A 16,136-nucleotide genomic window follows, 5' to 3' on the forward strand; every position below is an offset into this window, starting at 1 on the left:
AGTCTTCCAAATGGCGGGTCAAGCGGCGTTTCTGCGCCGGATGTGACGGGGGTGGTGCCTATGGTTGCCCCGATATGCGACTCCTCCACACCTCCGACTGGCACCTCGGCAGATCCTTTCACCGGGAGGACCTGATGGCGGCCCAGGCGGGCTTCATCGACCATCTGGTCGAGACCGTGCGCGCGGAGCGGGTCGACTGCGTGCTGGTCTCCGGGGATGTGTACGACCGCGCGCTGCCCTCGCTGGACGCGGTGGCGCTGTGCGACGAGGCGCTGGTACGGCTCGGCGAGCTGACCCGGGTGGTGCTGATCGCGGGGAACCACGACTCGGTGCGGCGGCTCGGGTTCGGGTCGCAGCTCATGGACGGGTCCGGCGTGCACGTCAGGACCGACCCCGGGCGGGTCGGGGAGCCGATCATCGTCGGGGACACCGCGATCTACGGGATCCCCTACTTGGAGCCGGAGCTGGTGCGGGAGCCGTGGAAGCTGGACGAGCGGAGCCACGCGGCGGCGCTCGGCGAGGCCATGCGGCGGGTCCGGGCGGACATGGACGCGCGGCGCGGCCTGCGGACGGTGGTGATGGCGCACGCGTTCGTCACCGGGGGAGAGGCCAGCGACAGCGAGCGCGACATCTCCGTGGGCGGGGCCGCGAACGTGCCGGTGTCGGTGTTCGACGGAGCCGACTACGTGGCGCTGGGTCATCTGCACGGGCGGCAGCGGATGACCCAGAGGGTGCGCTACTCCGGCTCGCCGCTGGCCTACTCGTTCTCCGAGGAGCACCACGTCAAGGGGTCGTGGCTGGTCGACCTGCGTGCGGACGGGGTCGCGGCGGAGTTCGTGGAGTCGCCCGTGCCGCGGCGCGTGGCGCGGGTGCGGGGGCGGATCGATGAGCTGCTGACCGATCCCCGGTACGAGACGTACGAGGACCGCTGGTTGCAGGTCACGCTGACCGATCCGCGCCGTCCGGCGGGGGCGATGGAGCGGCTTCGCCGGCGGTTCCCGCACACCCTCGTGCTCGGCTTCGAGCCCGAAGGGCCGGAGGACGAGAGCGCGCGCACCTGGTCCGAGCGGGTCAGGGAACGCTCGGAGCTGGACATCGCGGGGGACTTCGTGGCCGAGATGGGGGAGGCGCCGCCGTCCGAGGACGAGCGCGCGCTGCTGTACGAGGCGTTCGAGGCGTGCCGGGGCAAGGACGCCCGCCTATGAGGCTGCACCGGCTGAGAATCAGCGCGTTCGGGCCGTTCGCCGGCACCGAGGAGATCGACTTCGACGTGCTCTCCGAGGCGGGCCTGTTCCTCGTCCATGGCGAGACGGGCGCGGGCAAGACCAGCGTGCTCGACGCCGTCTGCTTCGCGCTGTACGGCAGGGTTCCGGGGGCGCGCGGCGCGGTGAAGGGCCTGCGCAGCGACCACGCAGCCGCCGACGTCGAGCCCCGGGTCGTCCTGGAGACCACGATCAGGGGACGGCGGCTCCGTATCTCACGCTCACCCGAGTGGGAGCGTCCCAAGCGGCGCGGCACCGGAACGACCCGGCAGCACGCCACGGCGCTTCTGGAGGAGTTCCGGGACGGGGCGTGGACGCCCTGGTCGAACCGGATCGACGAGGTGAGCGATCAGGTCGGGCGGCTGCTGGGGATGACGGCCACGCAGTTCTGCCAGGTGGCGATGCTGCCGCAGGGCGAGTTCGCGAGCTTCCTGCGCGCGGGCGCCGACGAGCGCCGCAAGGTGCTGGAGCGGCTTTTCGCCGCCGAGGTGTTCACGCAGGTGGAGAAGTGGCTGGCCGAACGGCGCGCCGCCACCGGACGGGACGCGGACGCGCTGCGGGCCGCGGCGGTGTCCCTCGCCGACCGGATCGCCGAGACCACCGGCGACCGGCGGCCCGGCGGGGACACCGTGGACGCCGGGGACGTCGAGGCGCTGCCCGCGTGGGCGGCCGAGCTGGCGGGCCAGCACGCAGCGATCCTCGCCTCGGCCGAGGAGGTGCGGGCACGGGCCGCCGAGGAGCTCACGGCCAGGCGTGAGGCACTGGACGAGGCGCGTGTGCTCGCGGACGCCCAGCGTCGGCACGCCGAGGCGTTGCGCCGCCGGGACGCCCTGCTGGAGAGCGCCGAGGAACGTGCCCGGCTCACGTCCCGGCTGGACGCGGCGGCGCGCGCCGACCGTGTGCTGCCCCTCGTCCGCAACCTGCGTGACCGGGCGCACCGTGCCAAGGCGGCGCACAACGCCGCCGACCTGGCCAGGTCGCGGGTCGCCGCGCTGGCCGGGCCGAACGCCGCCGAAGACGTGCTGGCCAAGGCCGAGCGGGCGCGCCGCGACGACATCGCCGCGCTGGACGGCAGGCGCGCCTCCGCCCGCAGGCTGGCGGACGTGACCGCCCAGCGCGGCCGGCTCACCACGGAACGCGAGGCTCTGGAGCAGCGGGAGGCGCGGGCCGCCGCGACCCTGGAGGACCTTCCCGCCGTGGTGGACGAGCAGCGGGCCGCCTACGAGGCCGCCACCCTCGCCGCCGCGTCCCGTCCCGGAGCGCAGGCGGCGGTCGAGCAGGCCCGGACGCGGCTCGGCCTCGCGCAGCGCCGAGACGAGCTGCACGGCGGCCTCGCCGAGGCGGAGGACGCGCACCGGCAGGCCGTGGACGCGGCGCAGGCGGCGCGCGACCGGTTCCAGGAGCTGCGGCAGGCGCGGCTGGAAGGCATGGCCGCCACGCTCGCCCAGGACCTGGTGGACGGCGAGCCCTGCCTGGTCTGCGGATCGCCCGATCACCCCTCGCCCGCGCCGGCCCTCGGCGTCGTCCCCGGCGAGGACGACGAGGAACGCGCCAGGGTGGAGTGGGAGCAGGCGCAAGAGCTGCGCGAGGAGACCGGCAGGAGGGTCGAGTCGGTGCGCGCCGACCTGGACGCCAAGCTCGAAGCCGTCGGCGAGGCGCCGCTGGGCGAGCTGGCCGCCGAGGTCGAGGAGGCGGAGCGCGCGCTGGCGGATGCCCTCGCCGCCGAGGACGAGGTCGGACGGCTCGAGGCCGCGCTGCACGACGCGGAACGGGAGCTGGAGCGGGCCCGTGACGAGCGCGACGAGATCGCCCGTTCCCTGGCCGCCAACGCGGCGAGCGATAGCGAACTGGCCGCCGAACAGGCACGCCTGGAGTCCGAGCTGGACGAGGCGCGCGGCGACGACCCGTCCATCGAGGCCCGGATGCGGCGGCTCGGCCGCGAGGCGGACGCGCTCGCCGAGGCGGCCCGGGCGCTGCGGGACGCCGACACCGCCTCCGCCGAACTGTCCGCCGCCCGCGCCGAGGCCAGGGCCGCCGCCAGGAACCAGGGCTTCCGCGACCCGGACGAGGCGGCGGAGTCCGCGCTCGACGACGAGGAGCAGGCCGCGCTGCGCGACCGGATCCGCCGCTTCGACGACCAGGAGGCGGCGGTCAGGTCGCTCCTCGCCGATCCGGCGCTCAAGGCCGCGGCCGAGGCGCCCGCCCCGGACCTGCCCGCGCTGGAGTCGGCGCTGGCGGTCGCGGAGGCGCGGCACACCGCCGTGGCGTCCGCCGCCGAACGCGCCCGCCGCCGTGGCGACCGCCTGGCCGAGCTGCGCCGCGAGCTGTCCGGGGCGGTACGGGAGTGGCGCCCGGCCGCGGAGCGGCACCGCGTGGCGGCGCGGCTTGCGGGCCTGGCCTCGGGCAAGTCCGCCGACAACCGGCGCGGGATGTCCCTGTCGGCCTACGTCCTGGCCGCACGGCTCGAACAGGTCGTCGCCGCGGCCAACGAGCGCCTGGACCGGATGTCGTCCGGCCGGTACGCGCTGGAGCACACCACCGACCGGGCGGCGGGCGACCGCGGCAAGGGCGCGGGCGGGCTCGGCCTGCGCGTCCTGGACCGCTGGACGGGATGCCGCCGCGACCCGGTCACGCTGTCGGGCGGCGAGTCGTTCGTCACCTCGCTGGCACTGGCGCTCGGCCTGGCCGGGGTGGTCACCGCCGAGGCCGGCGGCACCGAGATCAACACGCTGTTCGTGGACGAGGGCTTCGGCACCCTGGACGAGCAGACCCTCGACGAGGTGATGGACGTGCTGGACGGGCTGCGCGACGGCGGCCGGGCCGTCGGCATCGTCAGCCACGTCGCCGAACTGCGCTCCCGGATCCCCGTCCGGCTGCGCGTCACCAAGACCCGCGGCGGATCGGTGACCGCCATCGCCCACTGATCCCGCCGCCCTCGCTCGCGGGTCCGCCGCCGCGTCAAGGTCTGCGGGCGACGGCGGCCAGCGCCAGCCCGCACGGCGGCTCGTACGGACGGTCGGGACGCCACTCCGGCGCGGCGACCAGGCCGGGCTCGACCGGCTCCAGCCCGTCCAGGAAGCCCGCGATCCGCTGCCGGGGCCGGAACTCGGCCACCAGCTCCACCTGGCGCAGCAGGTCGGCGCAGAGCAGCCGTTCCTCGTCGGTCATGGCCTCGTCGGTGAGCTCGCACAGCGCCAGCAGCCCGCCGGGGGCCATGGCGTCGCGGAAGGCGCGGACCACGCCCTCCGGGTCCGCCTCGTCCCTGATCTGCGCCAGCATCATGATCATGAGCACGCCCACCGGCCGGTCGAAGTCGATCGTCCCGGTCACCTCGGGGTGCTCCAGGACGGAGCGGGGGTCGCGGGGATCCGCGTCCACCGCGACCGTGTTCGGCTCGCCGTGGACGAGCGCCCGGTAGTGCACCACGGCCATCGGGTCGGCGTCGACGTACACGACGGGCGCGGCGGGGTCGGCGCGGTGCACGATCTCGTGGACGTTGATCCTGCCCGGCAGGCCGCAGCCGACGTCGATGAACTGCCGGACGCCCTGGGCCAGCATGAACCGCACGGCGCGTCTCTTGAACCTGAAGATCTCACCGGGCAGCCGGTACAGGGCGGGGAGCGCGGTCAGGAGCAGCATGGCGGTCGCCCGGTCGCAGCTGTAGTTGTCCTTGCCGCCCGAGGCGTAGTTCAGGATGCGGGTGCTGGTCGGCCTGCCGAGGCTGAGGCCGTACCGGTATCGATCGGTCATGGATGTCCCCCGGGGAGTTCGGCCCGCCCAGCCGCGCCGCGGGGAGGCGCGGTGGTCAGCAGGGCCGCGAAGGGACGGCCAGCTTAACCCAGCATGATCGCTCTTGGCAGCCGGACGATCACTCAGCGGCGCGATTTTCCGCACTGAGGAATCGGAGCCGGGGGTCGCGGCGCCTACAGGTAGAGGCCGGTGCCGTGCTCGGGACGTTCGCTGGCGATGGCGTGCAGGTCGCGCTCGCGCATGACCAGGTAGTTCTCACCCTGGATCTCGACCTCGTACTGGTCCTCCGGATGGAACAGCACCCGGTCGCCGACCTTGACGGTGCGCGCGTGGTGCCCGACGCCGCAGACCTCGCCCCAGACCAGCCGGTTCGACTGCTCGACCGTGGCGGGGATGACGATGCCGCCGCTGCTGCGGCGCTCCGTGGCCTCCTTCTCAACCTTGATCATGACGCGATCGTGGAGCATCTGCACTTCGAACTTCGGATCGGACACGCTGTGCATGTTATCCGCCCGTGGGGGCGGACGGCGGCCCACGCATCCGCGATGCGGGCCGGGCGGCGGGCGGGTCAGTCGTAGCTCCGCCCGGCACGGGAGCCGATCCGTTCGGTGACCCGGGCCGGGACCAGCCGGGACAGGCTCGCGAGCGCCTTGTACTGCGCGCCCGGGATGCTCACCGGGACACCGCGCCGCAGGTCGCGCAGCGCCGTCGCGGCCACCTCGTCCGCGTCCAGCCACAGGAAGTCGGGGATGCCGGAGGTGTCCATCCCGGCCCGCTCGTGGAACTCGGTGCGCACGAACCCCGGCGCCAGCGCCATCACCCGCACCCTGCCCGCGCCGGGCCGCCGGGCGAGGTCGTGCCGCACGCCCTGGCTGAACTTGATCACCCACGCCTTGCCGGCGCCGTAGGTGCCGCGCACGGCGTACGCCGACATCGACGAGACGTTGATGACGCCGCCCCTGCCGCGCTCCAGCATCCCCGGCAGGACGGCGTGGGTCAGCCTCAGCACGGCCTCGCAGTGCACCCTCAGCAGGGCCAGCTCGTCGGCGAGCGGGACGTCGAGCCACAGCCCCTTGTTGCCGAAGCCGGCGTTGTTGACCAGCAGGTCCAGGCCCGCGCGGCAGCGGTCCTCGGCGGCGGCCAGCCCCTCGTCGGTGGCCAGGTCGGCGACCAGGACCTCGGTGCGCACCGCATACGTCTCGTGCAGCTCGCGCGCGGTGTTCTCCAGGCGCACCTTGTCGCGGGCGAGCAGGACCAGGTCGAACCCGTCGGAGGCGAGCCGGCGCGCGAACGCGGCACCGATCCCCGCAGTGGCTCCGGTGATGAGAGCGGTCGGCATGGGACCGAGCCTAGGACCCTCGCCTACCTCGTGGTAGTACGACGCACCACGAAGTGGCGCGGGTCGGGACGGCGGGTGGCGCGGCGGTAGGCGAAGGTGAACCCCGGCCAGTTGTTCACCACCGTGCCGTCCTCGGTCATGTACCAGCTCTCGCACCCGGACGTCCACACCGTGGCGCGCATCCGCTCACGCATCTCCCGGCCGAACGCGTCCTGCACGTCGGGACGCACGTCGATCCAGTCGAGCCCGGCGTCGCGCAGCGCCCGCACGCACCCGACCACGTACCGGAACTGCGACTCCAGCATGTAGATGATCGAGTTGTGGCCGAGGTTGGTGTACGGCCCGTACAGCAGGAACAGGTTGGGGAAGCCGCTGACCACGATGCCCAGGTGCGCCAGCGCGCCGTCCCGCCACTCCTCGTTCAGCTCGCGCCCGTCCCGCCCGACGATCTTCATCGGGGCCAGGAAGTCGCTGGTGGCGAACCCGGTCGCGTACACGATCACGTCCTGGGGGCGCTCCCGGCCGTCGCGGGTGCGGATGCCGCCCGGGGTGACACACTCGATCGGCTCGGTGACCAGCTCCACGTCGTCCCTGGTCAGAGCCGGGTAGTAGACGCTGGACAGCAGGATCCGCTTGCACCCCATCGGGTAGTCGGGTTGCAGCGCCGCGCGCAGCCGCGGGTCGGTGATCTGCTTGTCGAGGTTGGCGCGGAACCGGCGCTCGATGAGCTTCATGAGCCTGGGGTACTTGATGAAGCCCAGCGCCCGCGACTCGAAGCTGGCGTAGATGCGGGCGCGGTTCAGCTCGTACAGCCCGGGCACCGCCTTGAACAGCGCCTTCTCCCAGCCCCTGTACGGGCGGTCGGGCTTGTCGATCACGTACGGGGCCGACCGCTGGAAGACGGTGAGCCGTCCGGCGCGCCCGGCGAGCTCCGGGATGATCTGGATGGCGCTGGCGCCGGTGCCGATCACCGCGACGCGCCTGCCGGTCAGGTCGGCGTCATGGTCCCAGCGGGCGGAGTGGAACGCCGTCCCCTCGAACGCGTCGCGGCCCGGGATCGACGGCAGGGCGGGCCGGTTGAGCTGCCCGCAGGCCGACACCAGGACGCGGGCGGTCAGCGTGTCGCCGCCGCTGGTGGAGATCCGCCACAGCGCCGCGTCCTCGTCGAAGCGTGCCTCGGTCACCTCCGTGCCGAACCGCACCTTGGGCAGCACACCGTGCTTGCGCGCGCAGGACCACAGGTAGTCGAGGATCTCCTCCTGCGGAGGGAACCGCCGGGTCCAGTCGGTCTTGGGCTCGAACGAGAACGAGTACAGATGCGACGGGATGTCGCAGGCCGACCCGGGGTAGGTGTTGTCGCGCCAGGTACCGCCCAGCCCGTCGGCCTTCTCCAGCACGGCCACGTCCTGGAACCCGGCCCGGCCGAGCTGGATCGCCATGCCGATGCCGCCGAAGCCGGAGCCGATGATCACTGCGTCGTGCGCGGAGTCCATGAGCCGTCCCGAACATCGTTCTCGTGGTCCCTCCCGAGGGTAAGTGGACACTTCGCCCCTGAACACCCCTCGGCTCAACCGGAAGACGCCGGGCCGGTGCCCGATGAGCGCGGCCGCCGGGTGGAGAAGCCCGGCGACGGCCCTCAGGCCAGGACGACCAGGGCGGCGCGCAGGTCCGGGTCCAGCGTGTGATCGGGCGCGAGCCTGCCGGTCGTGGCGTCCACGAAGTCCGCCGAGGACAGCTCGGCGGCCCGGCCGTCCAGCTCCACCCGGAAGCCGCCCGCGATCTCCTCGGCCCGGACGGGCGCGTCCCGCTCGTCCAGGGCGAAGAGGCCCACTCTGGACCGCCACGCCGTGCGTCCCGGCTCCTCCCCGGGCCGGACCGGGACGTTCACGTCGTCGGCGTGCGTGGCGTACTCCGAGCAGTAGTGGAAGGTCTGGAGGCCGACCGGGTACGGCCCGGCCAGCGTGGGGAGGGTGGCGTCGGCGCCGAGCGCGCGCATCCGGCGGCGGGTCTCGCCGCTCTTGCGGCGCCATTCCTCCAGCACCGTCTCGACGGGAATGTCGCGCCGCTCCCGGACGCACCACTCGTTGAACCCGTCGACCCCGCCGATCCCCTGCTCCGCGAGCAGGGCGGCCAGGCCGTCGAGATCGTCGTTCAGGCAGGCGTGGTTGTAGAGCTCCTCCCCGGCGAGATGGGCCAGCACGTCCCGTACCGACCAGCCCTCGGCGCGCGACGGATGATCCCAGTCGGGCCCGGTGAGCCCGTCGAAGTACGCGTCGAGCCGCGCGGCCTCCGCGTCGAGGATGGCGAAGGGGTCGAGGCCCCGGAGGATGTCGGCGTCCATGCGGGTAGCACTGCCCGGTTCCGGCCGCCGCGGAACCCGCCCGCGTGTCAACCGGCGGAGCGGCTTGGGCGTGACCTCTATGGCGCGGCGCCGTGGCGTTCCGCGGCCACCAGCACCCCCGGCCGCCACGGCGCCGCGACCTCGTCGCTCAGGTGTCGTGGAACGAGCCGGGGACGATCACGCGCAGGGCGTTGCCGAGCAGCCGCACCGACACCGGGGTGCGGCCCCTGACCTCCCCGTCCACGTCCACGTTCAGCGGCGGGTCGGTGGCGATGCGGACGTGGTCGGTGGTGAGGAAGGCGTCCTCGTTCAGGGAGCGCCACTGGCCGGTCAGCACGTGCCGGGCGGTCGCCGAGGCCAGCCGCAGCCGGTGCCGGTCGCCCAGCCGGTAGACCGCCAGCAGCCGGTCGTCGGGACTGGCGTCGCGGGCGATGCGCTGGCCGCTGTGGTGCGCGCCATTGGCCACGTTGAGCTGGTGGGTGGCCATCTCGTGGGTCTCGCCGTCGATGGTGATCGTGGCCCGGAACGCCTCGTGCCTGGGCAGCAGCCGGGCCGCCGTCACCGCGTACGCGCCGCGGCCGATGACCCGTTTCAGGTCGTGCGGCACCTGCTCGGCGACGTGGACCGAGAGCCCGATGCTGACCATGTTGGCGAAGATGTGGCCGCCGTCATGGTGGGCGGCGCCGTCGGAGGCGGGCGGCTCCGCCTCGACGTGGCCGACGTCGACGTCGGCCACCTTGCCGTCCCGCAGGACGCCGACCGCGCCCTTCAGGTCGACCGGTAACTCCAGGCTGCGCGCGAAGTTGTTGGTGGTGCCCAGCGGCAGGATGCCCAGCGCGATGTCGCGGTGGGCCAGGTGGCCGACCGCCTCGGCGACCGTCCCGTCACCGCCGCCCACCACGACCAGGTCGGGGTCGAGCGCCAGCACGTCCTCGAACAGGTCGCTCAGCCGGTCCGGCTCGGTGACGGGGAAGACCTGCGCGAACTCCAGCCCCGCCTCCTCCAGCATGCTGCGGGCCGTGCTGTACAGGCGGCGCCCGCGCCGGGACCTGGCGTTGATCACCAGAACCGCTCGTCCCGTTCCCCGGATCGCCGACTGTAGCTCGCGTTTGGTGCGCATTCGACCGGTCGTCTCCCCTCCACCCGCCGGGGCACACACTACCCAGGCACCCCTGCTCTTCCCGGACAGGTATTTTATATTCCGTTACCCTGAGTTGAACCCGCTTCGGAGTGGGGGACATTCCTTGTAATAGTGATTGCGGGAATGCCGAGGCGACAACATGTGGCGGCGCGGGCTGTTCGGAGCGGGAATTGTTACGGGAATGGTGGGGCTTTTGGCCTCCGTCGCCCCGGACGATCCCGCCACCCCGGCGGCGCCGTGCTCGGACGACGGCGCCGTCGTGGTCGGCGAGCGCGAAGTGGGGCCGCGGCTGCTGGACCTGACCGTCCGCTCGCCCGCGCTGGCCGGGGCGGCGCGCGTACGGTTGCTGCTCCCGGCGGGCTGGTCGCGGGACGGGGTGCTGAACGGGCGCACCTGGCCGGTGCTGTGGCTGCTGCACGGCGGCGGGCGCGGCGACCACACGTCCTGGACGGCCAACACCGCGCTGGAACGGATCGCCGGGGGTGAGGGCGTTATGGTCGTCATGCCGGACGGCGGGCGCTGCGGGAATTACTCCGACTGGTGGAATCACGGGGCCGGCGGGCCGCCCCAATGGGAGACGTTCCACCTGACCGAACTGCGGCAGATCCTGGAACGCGGATACGGCGCAGGGACGCGGCGCGCCATCGCCGGCGCCGGAATGGGCGGCACCGGCGCGCTCGCCTACGCGGCCCGGCATCGCGGCCTTTTCCGGGCCGCCGCGTCGTTCAGCGGGGCCCTCGACACCCTGTACCGCGATGACACCGGGCTGGACGTGCCCGACCTGATCGAGCTGGGCGTGGCGACCGGCGGGTCACGCTTCGCCGACTGGACCGACCTGTGGGGCGACCCGGACGAGCAGCGCCCGGTCTGGCGCCGGCACAACCCGTTCGACCTGGCCGATCGCCTTGCCGGCGTGCGCCTGTACCTCAGCTCGGGCGACGGCGCGCCCGGCCCGTACGACCGGTGGCGTCCCGGGGATCCCCTGACCGCGCGGGGCCGGGAGGTGCTGGAGAGGGTCGCCCACCGGTCCGGCACCGAGTTCGCGGCCAAGCTGAGGAGGCTGGGCATCCCGGCGTCCACGCACTTCTACCAGGGCACCCACCGCTGGCCCTATTGGGGACGCGAGCTGGACTGCGCGCTGCCCGTCCTGCTGTCCGAGATCACCTGATCCGGTCGGTAGGGTCCGATGCGTGACTGAATCCCGTTCTGGTGCGGGCGGGCCGCTCGGCGACGACGAGGTGCCCGCGTTCTGGAAGGCGCTGGGCCTGCCCGGCCTCATCGACGTGCACGTCCACTTCATGCCGCCGCGGCTCATGGCCCGGGTGTGGGAGTACTTCGACCGGGCCGGGCCGCTGCTGGGCCGCGAGTGGCCGATCCGCTACAGGTTCCCCGAGGAGGAGCGGGTCGCGTACCTGCGCACCCTCGGCGTGCGGGCGTTCACCTCGCTGGCGTACCCGCACAAGCCCGGCATGGCTGCGTCCCTGAACGAGTGGACGGCCGGGTTCGCGGAGCGCGTCCCCGAGTGCCTGCCCACGGCGACGCTCTACCCGGAGCCCGGCGTCGCCGAGTACGTGCGCCACGCCGTGGAGGGCGGGACGAAGGTCGTCAAGGTGCACCTGCAAGTGGGCGGGTTCGACCCGCGGGCCCCCGAGCTCGACCCGGTGTGGGGCCTGCTGTCGGACGCCGCTATCCCGGTGATCGTCCACGCGGGGTCGGGACCGGTCGCCAACGGCTACACCGGGCCGGAGCCGTTCGGAGGCGTCCTGGCACGGCATCCACGGCTCACGGCGATCATCGCGCATCTGGGCGCACCCGAGTTCGAGGGCTTCTTCGAGCTGGCCGACCGGTACGAGCGCGTCCACCTCGACACGACGATGGCGTTCACCGACTTCTTCTCCGCCCTCGGCTCGTTCCCGGAGACGCTGCGGCCCCGGCTGCGCGACCTCGGCCTGAGCGGGCGGATCCTGCTCGGCACCGACTTCCCCAACATCCCCTACGAGTACGCCCACCAGCTCGACGCCCTGGCCCGCCTCGACCTGGGCGACGACTGGCTGCGCGCCGTCTGCTGGGACGCCCCGGCGAAGCTCCTCGACCTCTCACCGCCGGGGTGACGGGCCGGCTTCAGGCGGTCGGGCTTCAGTGGTCGCAGCGGTCGTCCCCGTTGTGGTCGTGCGGCTCGCCCTGGGCGGAGACATGGCGGGGCCCGTGCGGGTCCTCGCAGTGGAATTCGTCGTCGATGTGGTCCACCTCAAGGGTGGTGTGCGTGATCCCGTAGGACGAACGCAGCAACCGCTGCAAATCGCGCCGCACCGTGTGGCAGTCGCCCTTCGGCTCCACCAGGACATGCGCCGACAGCGCCGGGTAGCCGGAGCTGACCTCCCACACGTGCAGGTCGTGGACCTCCTCCACACAGGGGTGCCGCGCCAGCCGGTCGCCCAGCTCCCGGGGGTCGAGCCCGGCGGGGGCGGCCTCCATGAGCACCCGGCCCGCGTCCCGCAACAGCTCGTACCCGGCCTTGAGCATCAGCGCCGCCACCAGCAGCGACGCGATCGCGTCGGCACGGGTGAAGCCGATCGTCCAGATCACCAGCCCGGCGATCGCGGTGGAGATGAACGCGTACAGGTCGTTGAGGATGTGCTGGAACGCTCCCTCGATGTTCAGGCTGCGCCGGTCCGCCCGCCCGATCAGCAGCGTCGCGGCCACGTTCACGACGATCCCGGCCAGCGACGTCCAGAACACCAGCGGCCCCGCCACGTCCGGCGGGTGCAGCAGCCGCTCGACCCCCTCGTACACGAAGAACAGCGCGAGCAGGATCAGCGTCAGCCCGTTGAGCTGCGCCGACAGGATCTCGGCACGGCGCAGGCCGAAGGTGTAGCCGGCGCGCGGCGGGCGCGCCGCGATCCGCATCGCGATCAGGGCCAGCGTGATCGCGAACGCGTCGGTCATCATGTGCGCCGCGTCCGTGATCAGCGCCAGTGACCGCGCCATCAGGCCGATGACCACCTCGCCGGCCATGTACGCCAGGATCAGCGCCAGCGCCGCCGCCAGGTACCGGCGGTCGGCGCCGGGCGAGACCGGCTGCCCGTGACCATGGCCGTGCCCGTACGCGTGCCCGCCCAGGCGCTCCTCCGGGTGGGCGTCGGGCCCCGTCATCCGCCGGCCTCCCGGTGGCCGGTGTGGGCCAGCGCCATGTCCAGGAGCAGCCGGACGTGCGAGTCGTCCAGCCGGTAGTACGCGCGGCGGCCCGCGCGCCGCACCTGGACCACCCGGTGGGCACGCAGCAGGCGCAGCGCGTGGGACACCGCCGACTCGCTGTGCCCGCACGCCGCCGCGATGTCGCAGACGCACATCTCGCCGCCCTCCAGCAGCGCCGTGATCACGCGCAGCCGTCCGGGGTCCGACAGCAGCCCGAACATCTGGGACAGCTCGTCGATCTCCGTGGCGCCCGGCATGGCGGCGGCCACCACGGCCACCTTCGCGGGGTCCACCACGCGGACCGCGCAGGCGTCCGGGGCGACCGCGACATCTGAAGGAGTGCTCATATGAGCAAGCTTAGTGCACGCCCCTCCGCCCCGCCGGGGGCGAACCCGCCGCTCAGATGGTTCCCCTCCGCCGTACCATGCCCGCGGGCTCGATCGACGGCGGTGGTGCGCCGGCGCTCGTCTCCTCGATCGGCGGCTCGCCGGACGGGTCCTGCCCGGACCCGGCGCCCGTGTCATCACCGGGCACCTCATCACCGGGCACCTCATCACCGGGCACCTCCTGGCCCGGAACGTCGCCGCCCGGCGACGGCCCGTCGGACGGATCCGGGGTCCCGGGCTCGTCCGAGGGTGAGTCCGGAGGCAGCGAGTCCTGCGGTGACACGCTGGGGTCCATGGTCCCCGAGCCGTCCGGGCTGGGGGCCGCCAGTTCCTCCCGCGGCACCTCCATCGGCGGGCCGTCCAGTTCGCCGGTCGTCGCCGCCGGGCGCTGGAACCCCATCCTCGCCTCCGGGTCGACGAGCACGAACCGGGTCACCTGCCGCCGCGGCCGGATCTTCGTCACCTTCCGCTTGGTGAATCCCGGCCACGAGGCACCGGTGTAGTCGGCGTTCCCTGCGGAGATCTCCGAATCCGGAGGGGTCAGCGGATTCCCGCAATTGCACTTCACCACGGGCGTGCCGTATTCGTTCACCAGAACGCCCATTCCGGCCTGGAGCACGGCCGGCATACGGGTCGCCTTGCCGTTCTTGAAGCCGTGATTGGTCACCAGCGTGTCGACCCGCAGCAGCACCGGCGTCAGCCGGGAGACGAACCGCGGGACGTCCGCCGGACGGATCTTGTGCACGCTCGCCCACGCGGCCGCCTTGTCCGGGTTGGCCTGCAGGAACGCCACCAGCTTAGCCGGGTCGCACGACGCCGCCCTGCGGGTGCCCCCGTACAGTCCCGGCGCGTCGCCGTCCTCCGTGCCGCCGCCGCGCGGGCTCGGCTTGATCTTCTGCTGGTCGGTGCCCGACATCAGCACATACGGGTCGGGACCCGCCGATCCCACCGTGAGCCGGGTGATGGTCGCGCCCGCGTCGCCGCAGCCGCCCATGACGGCACCCGCCAACAGCACCACGGGAAGAACCCCCCGCACCTGAATTCGGAATTTGATCTCCGGCATCCCATCTCCCGCCCGTGCCCGGCCGTACCTATACTCTTTGATGCCGGAGCGGGGTGATTTGTGCCGGGCAGAAACGACGAATCTCGTGACCGGGGGTGGGCGGGCAGTGACGGTTCCGCTGAGTTCGGCAGATCCGGTACGCCTCGGCGACTACGAATTGCTCGGCCGCCTCGGTTCCGGCGGCCAGGGAGTGGTCTATCTCGCCCGGCCGGTGACCGTTCCCGGCCGGACCGCACCGGCCGTTTCCGGCCAGGTCGCGATCAAACTCCTGCACGCGCAGATGCTCGAAAGCCCGAACGCGCGGGCCCGGTTCGTCCGCGAGCTGTCGCTGCTCCAGCGGGTCGCGGGCTTCTGCACCGCCCAGGTGATCGACGCCGATCTGGCCGGTGACCAGCCCTACATCGTCAGCGAGTACGTGCCGGGGCCGTCGCTGCGCCGGCTCGTCCAGGAACAGGGGCCGCGCGCGGGCGCCGACCTGGACCGGCTGGCGATCAGCTCGGTCACCGCGCTCACCGCCATCCACCGCGCCGGCATCGTGCACCGCGACTTCAAGCCGCAGAACGTCCTGATGGGAGCGGACGGCCCCCGCGTCATCGACTTCGGGATCGCCCGCGCCCTGGACCCGTCCGCCACGGTCACCAGCCAGATCGTCGGCACGCCCGCGTACATGGCGCCCGAGCAGTTCACCGGCACCGGGATCGGCCCGGCCGCCGACCTGTTCGCCTGGGCCGCCACCATGCTCTTCGCCGCGACCGGCCGGGACCCGTTCGCCGCCGGCTCCGTCCCGGCCACCATGTACCGGATCATGCATCACGAGCCGGACCTGTCCGTGCTCCCCGAGCAGATCGCGGCCGTCGCCGCCGAGGCCCTCAGGAAGGACCCCGCGTCCCGTCCGTCCGCCGAAGCGGCCCTCATGCGGCTCCTCGGCGACCGCACCACGCCCAATCGCCCGCCGCCGACCCAGGTCGTGCCGCCTCGCCGGCCGTCCACGGGGGCCGGGACGCCGGGCGGCGGAAGCCAGGACGCCACCGCGGGCGCTGCCACCGCCTGGGAGACCGGGCCGCCGACCGGCCGTCCCGACCCCGGCACGGTCGTGGCGGAGACCGAGGCCGTCCCCCGGCCTCAAGGCGCGGGCCAGGCCCGGCCGCCGGTCGGCGCCTCCCAGACCTGGGAGCCGGGCGCGCCTCCCACCGGCGCGGCGCCGGGCGGGCCGCGGCCCGCCGGCTGGAACGTCGCTCCCGGCCAAGCCGGTACCGGCGCCGGACGCGCGCCCCGCACGCTGAAGCGCGGCGTGGCGGCGGTCACGGGACTCGTCCTCGCCGCGCTCCTGGCGGCGCTGGACGTGCTCTCCATGGCGATCCTCGTGGCCAGGCCGGACCTCACCTCGGGTCCCGGTGGGCGCTGGCTGCTGGTGGTGGCCGCCTCCTTCGTCCTTCTGGCGGTCGTGACGCTGGTCGGCGTGGTGCTGGCCCTGCGGGGCGGCAGGGCCGCCGCGTGGACGGTCCTGACCGCCCGGGTGGTGCGCGTCCCGCTGTGGGCGCTCTGGACCCAGGTCCCGGACGTGGACTGGAGCATCGCCTCCATCGCCGGCTATGCCGCCGTCACCGCGCTGATGGTCGCCCTGCTGGCCGCCGGCCTGCGATCCCGCTGACTCCCGAG

At 73.3% G+C, this 16,136-nt stretch carries 14 protein-coding genes; 5 read left to right on the plus strand and 9 right to left on the minus strand.

The genetic code is table 11. From position 1 onward, the window contains the following. Positions 1-74: 74 nt before the first annotated feature. Together QSK21_RS10810 and QSK21_RS10815 are read left to right on the plus strand one after the other, a co-directional pair. On the plus strand, positions 75-1,205 hold the full coding sequence (locus tag QSK21_RS10810; RefSeq protein ID WP_285695354.1) for an exonuclease SbcCD subunit D: 1,131 nt from the start codon (positions 75-77) through the stop codon (positions 1,203-1,205). Continuing rightward, complete coding sequence (locus QSK21_RS10815; protein ID WP_285695355.1) at positions 1,202-4,186, plus strand: AAA family ATPase; 2,985 nt, start codon at positions 1,202-1,204, stop codon at positions 4,184-4,186. The genes QSK21_RS10810 and QSK21_RS10815 overlap by 4 nt, the downstream gene beginning before the upstream one ends. A gap of 34 nt (positions 4,187-4,220) precedes the next feature. On the opposite strand, the gene QSK21_RS10820 is transcribed toward QSK21_RS10815, so the two are convergent. The 6 genes from QSK21_RS10820 to QSK21_RS10845 form a co-directional block, all read right to left on the minus strand. After that, positions 4,221-5,012: an SAM-dependent methyltransferase gene (locus tag QSK21_RS10820; protein WP_285695356.1), complete on the minus strand. Its 792-nt coding sequence runs from the start codon at positions 5,010-5,012 to the stop codon at positions 4,221-4,223. Positions 5,013-5,185: 173 nt separating this feature from the next. Continuing rightward, entirely contained in the window at positions 5,186-5,506 is a 321-nt protein-coding gene (locus tag QSK21_RS10825; protein ID WP_285695358.1) for a GroES family chaperonin, read from the minus strand. 74 nt (positions 5,507-5,580) lie between these two features. Then, the gene (locus QSK21_RS10830; protein WP_285695359.1) at positions 5,581-6,351 is read right to left on the minus strand and encodes an SDR family NAD(P)-dependent oxidoreductase; all 771 of its coding nucleotides are present in this window, start codon (positions 6,349-6,351) and stop codon (positions 5,581-5,583) included. Between the two features lie 23 nt (positions 6,352-6,374). Beyond that, on the minus strand, positions 6,375-7,844 hold the full coding sequence (locus tag QSK21_RS10835; protein WP_285695361.1) for a flavin-containing monooxygenase: 1,470 nt from the start codon (positions 7,842-7,844) through the stop codon (positions 6,375-6,377). A 143-nt stretch (positions 7,845-7,987) separates the two neighbouring features. Next, positions 7,988-8,692: a maleylpyruvate isomerase family mycothiol-dependent enzyme gene (locus QSK21_RS10840; RefSeq protein WP_285695362.1), complete on the minus strand. Its 705-nt coding sequence runs from the start codon at positions 8,690-8,692 to the stop codon at positions 7,988-7,990. Between the two features lie 148 nt (positions 8,693-8,840). After that, positions 8,841-9,812 carry a diacylglycerol/lipid kinase family protein gene (locus QSK21_RS10845; RefSeq protein ID WP_285695363.1) on the minus strand — a complete coding sequence of 324 codons (972 nt, stop codon included), beginning with the start codon at positions 9,810-9,812 and terminating at the stop codon, positions 8,841-8,843. Between the two features lie 202 nt (positions 9,813-10,014). Between QSK21_RS10845 and QSK21_RS10850 the strand changes: the two genes are divergently transcribed. Further along, on the plus strand, positions 10,015-11,001 hold the full coding sequence (locus QSK21_RS10850; RefSeq protein WP_285695364.1) for an alpha/beta hydrolase: 987 nt from the start codon (positions 10,015-10,017) through the stop codon (positions 10,999-11,001). Between the two features lie 22 nt (positions 11,002-11,023). Next, entirely contained in the window at positions 11,024-11,944 is a 921-nt protein-coding gene (locus QSK21_RS10855; protein WP_285695365.1) for an amidohydrolase family protein, read from the plus strand. Positions 11,945-11,969: 25 nt separating this feature from the next. Here QSK21_RS10855 and QSK21_RS10860 read toward each other — a convergent pair whose 3' ends face one another. Genes QSK21_RS10860 through QSK21_RS10870 form a run of 3 tightly spaced genes read right to left on the minus strand, consistent with a single transcriptional unit; the run spans position 11,970 to position 14,432 of the window. Beyond that, the gene (locus QSK21_RS10860) at positions 11,970-12,986 is read right to left on the minus strand and encodes a cation diffusion facilitator family transporter (RefSeq protein WP_285695366.1); all 1,017 of its coding nucleotides are present in this window, start codon (positions 12,984-12,986) and stop codon (positions 11,970-11,972) included. Next, a complete protein-coding gene (locus QSK21_RS10865; RefSeq protein ID WP_285695367.1) occupies positions 12,983-13,375 on the minus strand; it encodes an ArsR/SmtB family transcription factor in 393 nt (130 codons plus the stop codon). The genes QSK21_RS10860 and QSK21_RS10865 overlap by 4 nt, the downstream gene beginning before the upstream one ends. A gap of 52 nt (positions 13,376-13,427) precedes the next feature. Then, on the minus strand, positions 13,428-14,432 hold the full coding sequence (locus QSK21_RS10870; protein WP_285695368.1) for a DUF6777 domain-containing protein: 1,005 nt from the start codon (positions 14,430-14,432) through the stop codon (positions 13,428-13,430). Between the two features lie 151 nt (positions 14,433-14,583). On the opposite strand from QSK21_RS10870, the gene QSK21_RS10875 reads away from it, so the two are divergent. Then, positions 14,584-16,128 (plus strand): serine/threonine-protein kinase, encoded by a 1,545-nt coding sequence (locus QSK21_RS10875; RefSeq protein ID WP_285695369.1) that lies wholly within the window; start codon positions 14,584-14,586, stop codon positions 16,126-16,128. Positions 16,129-16,136: the final 8 nt, after the last annotated feature.

Origin of the sequence: Actinomadura sp. NBRC 104412, assembly GCF_030269515.1 — a bacterium.
In the GTDB taxonomy this organism is placed as follows: domain Bacteria; phylum Actinomycetota; class Actinomycetes; order Streptosporangiales; family Streptosporangiaceae; genus Spirillospora.

Excerpts from the sequence above, each read along its gene's own strand:
- QSK21_RS10810 (WP_285695354.1), top strand. The coding sequence starts at position 75 with ATGCGACTCCTCCACACCTCCGACTGGCACCTCGGCAGATCCTTTCAC.
- QSK21_RS10815 (WP_285695355.1), top strand. The coding sequence starts at position 1,202 with ATGAGGCTGCACCGGCTGAGAATCAGCGCGTTCGGGCCGTTCGCCGGC.
- QSK21_RS10820 (WP_285695356.1), bottom strand. The coding sequence starts at position 5,012 with ATGACCGATCGATACCGGTACGGCCTCAGCCTCGGCAGGCCGACCAGC.
- QSK21_RS10830 (WP_285695359.1), bottom strand. The coding sequence starts at position 6,351 with ATGCCGACCGCTCTCATCACCGGAGCCACTGCGGGGATCGGTGCCGCG.
- QSK21_RS10835 (WP_285695361.1), bottom strand. The coding sequence starts at position 7,844 with ATGGACTCCGCGCACGACGCAGTGATCATCGGCTCCGGCTTCGGCGGC.
- QSK21_RS10840 (WP_285695362.1), bottom strand. The coding sequence starts at position 8,692 with ATGGACGCCGACATCCTCCGGGGCCTCGACCCCTTCGCCATCCTCGAC.
- QSK21_RS10845 (WP_285695363.1), bottom strand. The coding sequence starts at position 9,812 with ATGCGCACCAAACGCGAGCTACAGTCGGCGATCCGGGGAACGGGACGA.
- QSK21_RS10850 (WP_285695364.1), top strand. The coding sequence starts at position 10,015 with ATGGTGGGGCTTTTGGCCTCCGTCGCCCCGGACGATCCCGCCACCCCG.
- QSK21_RS10860 (WP_285695366.1), bottom strand. The coding sequence starts at position 12,986 with ATGACGGGGCCCGACGCCCACCCGGAGGAGCGCCTGGGCGGGCACGCG.
- QSK21_RS10865 (WP_285695367.1), bottom strand. The coding sequence starts at position 13,375 with ATGAGCACTCCTTCAGATGTCGCGGTCGCCCCGGACGCCTGCGCGGTC.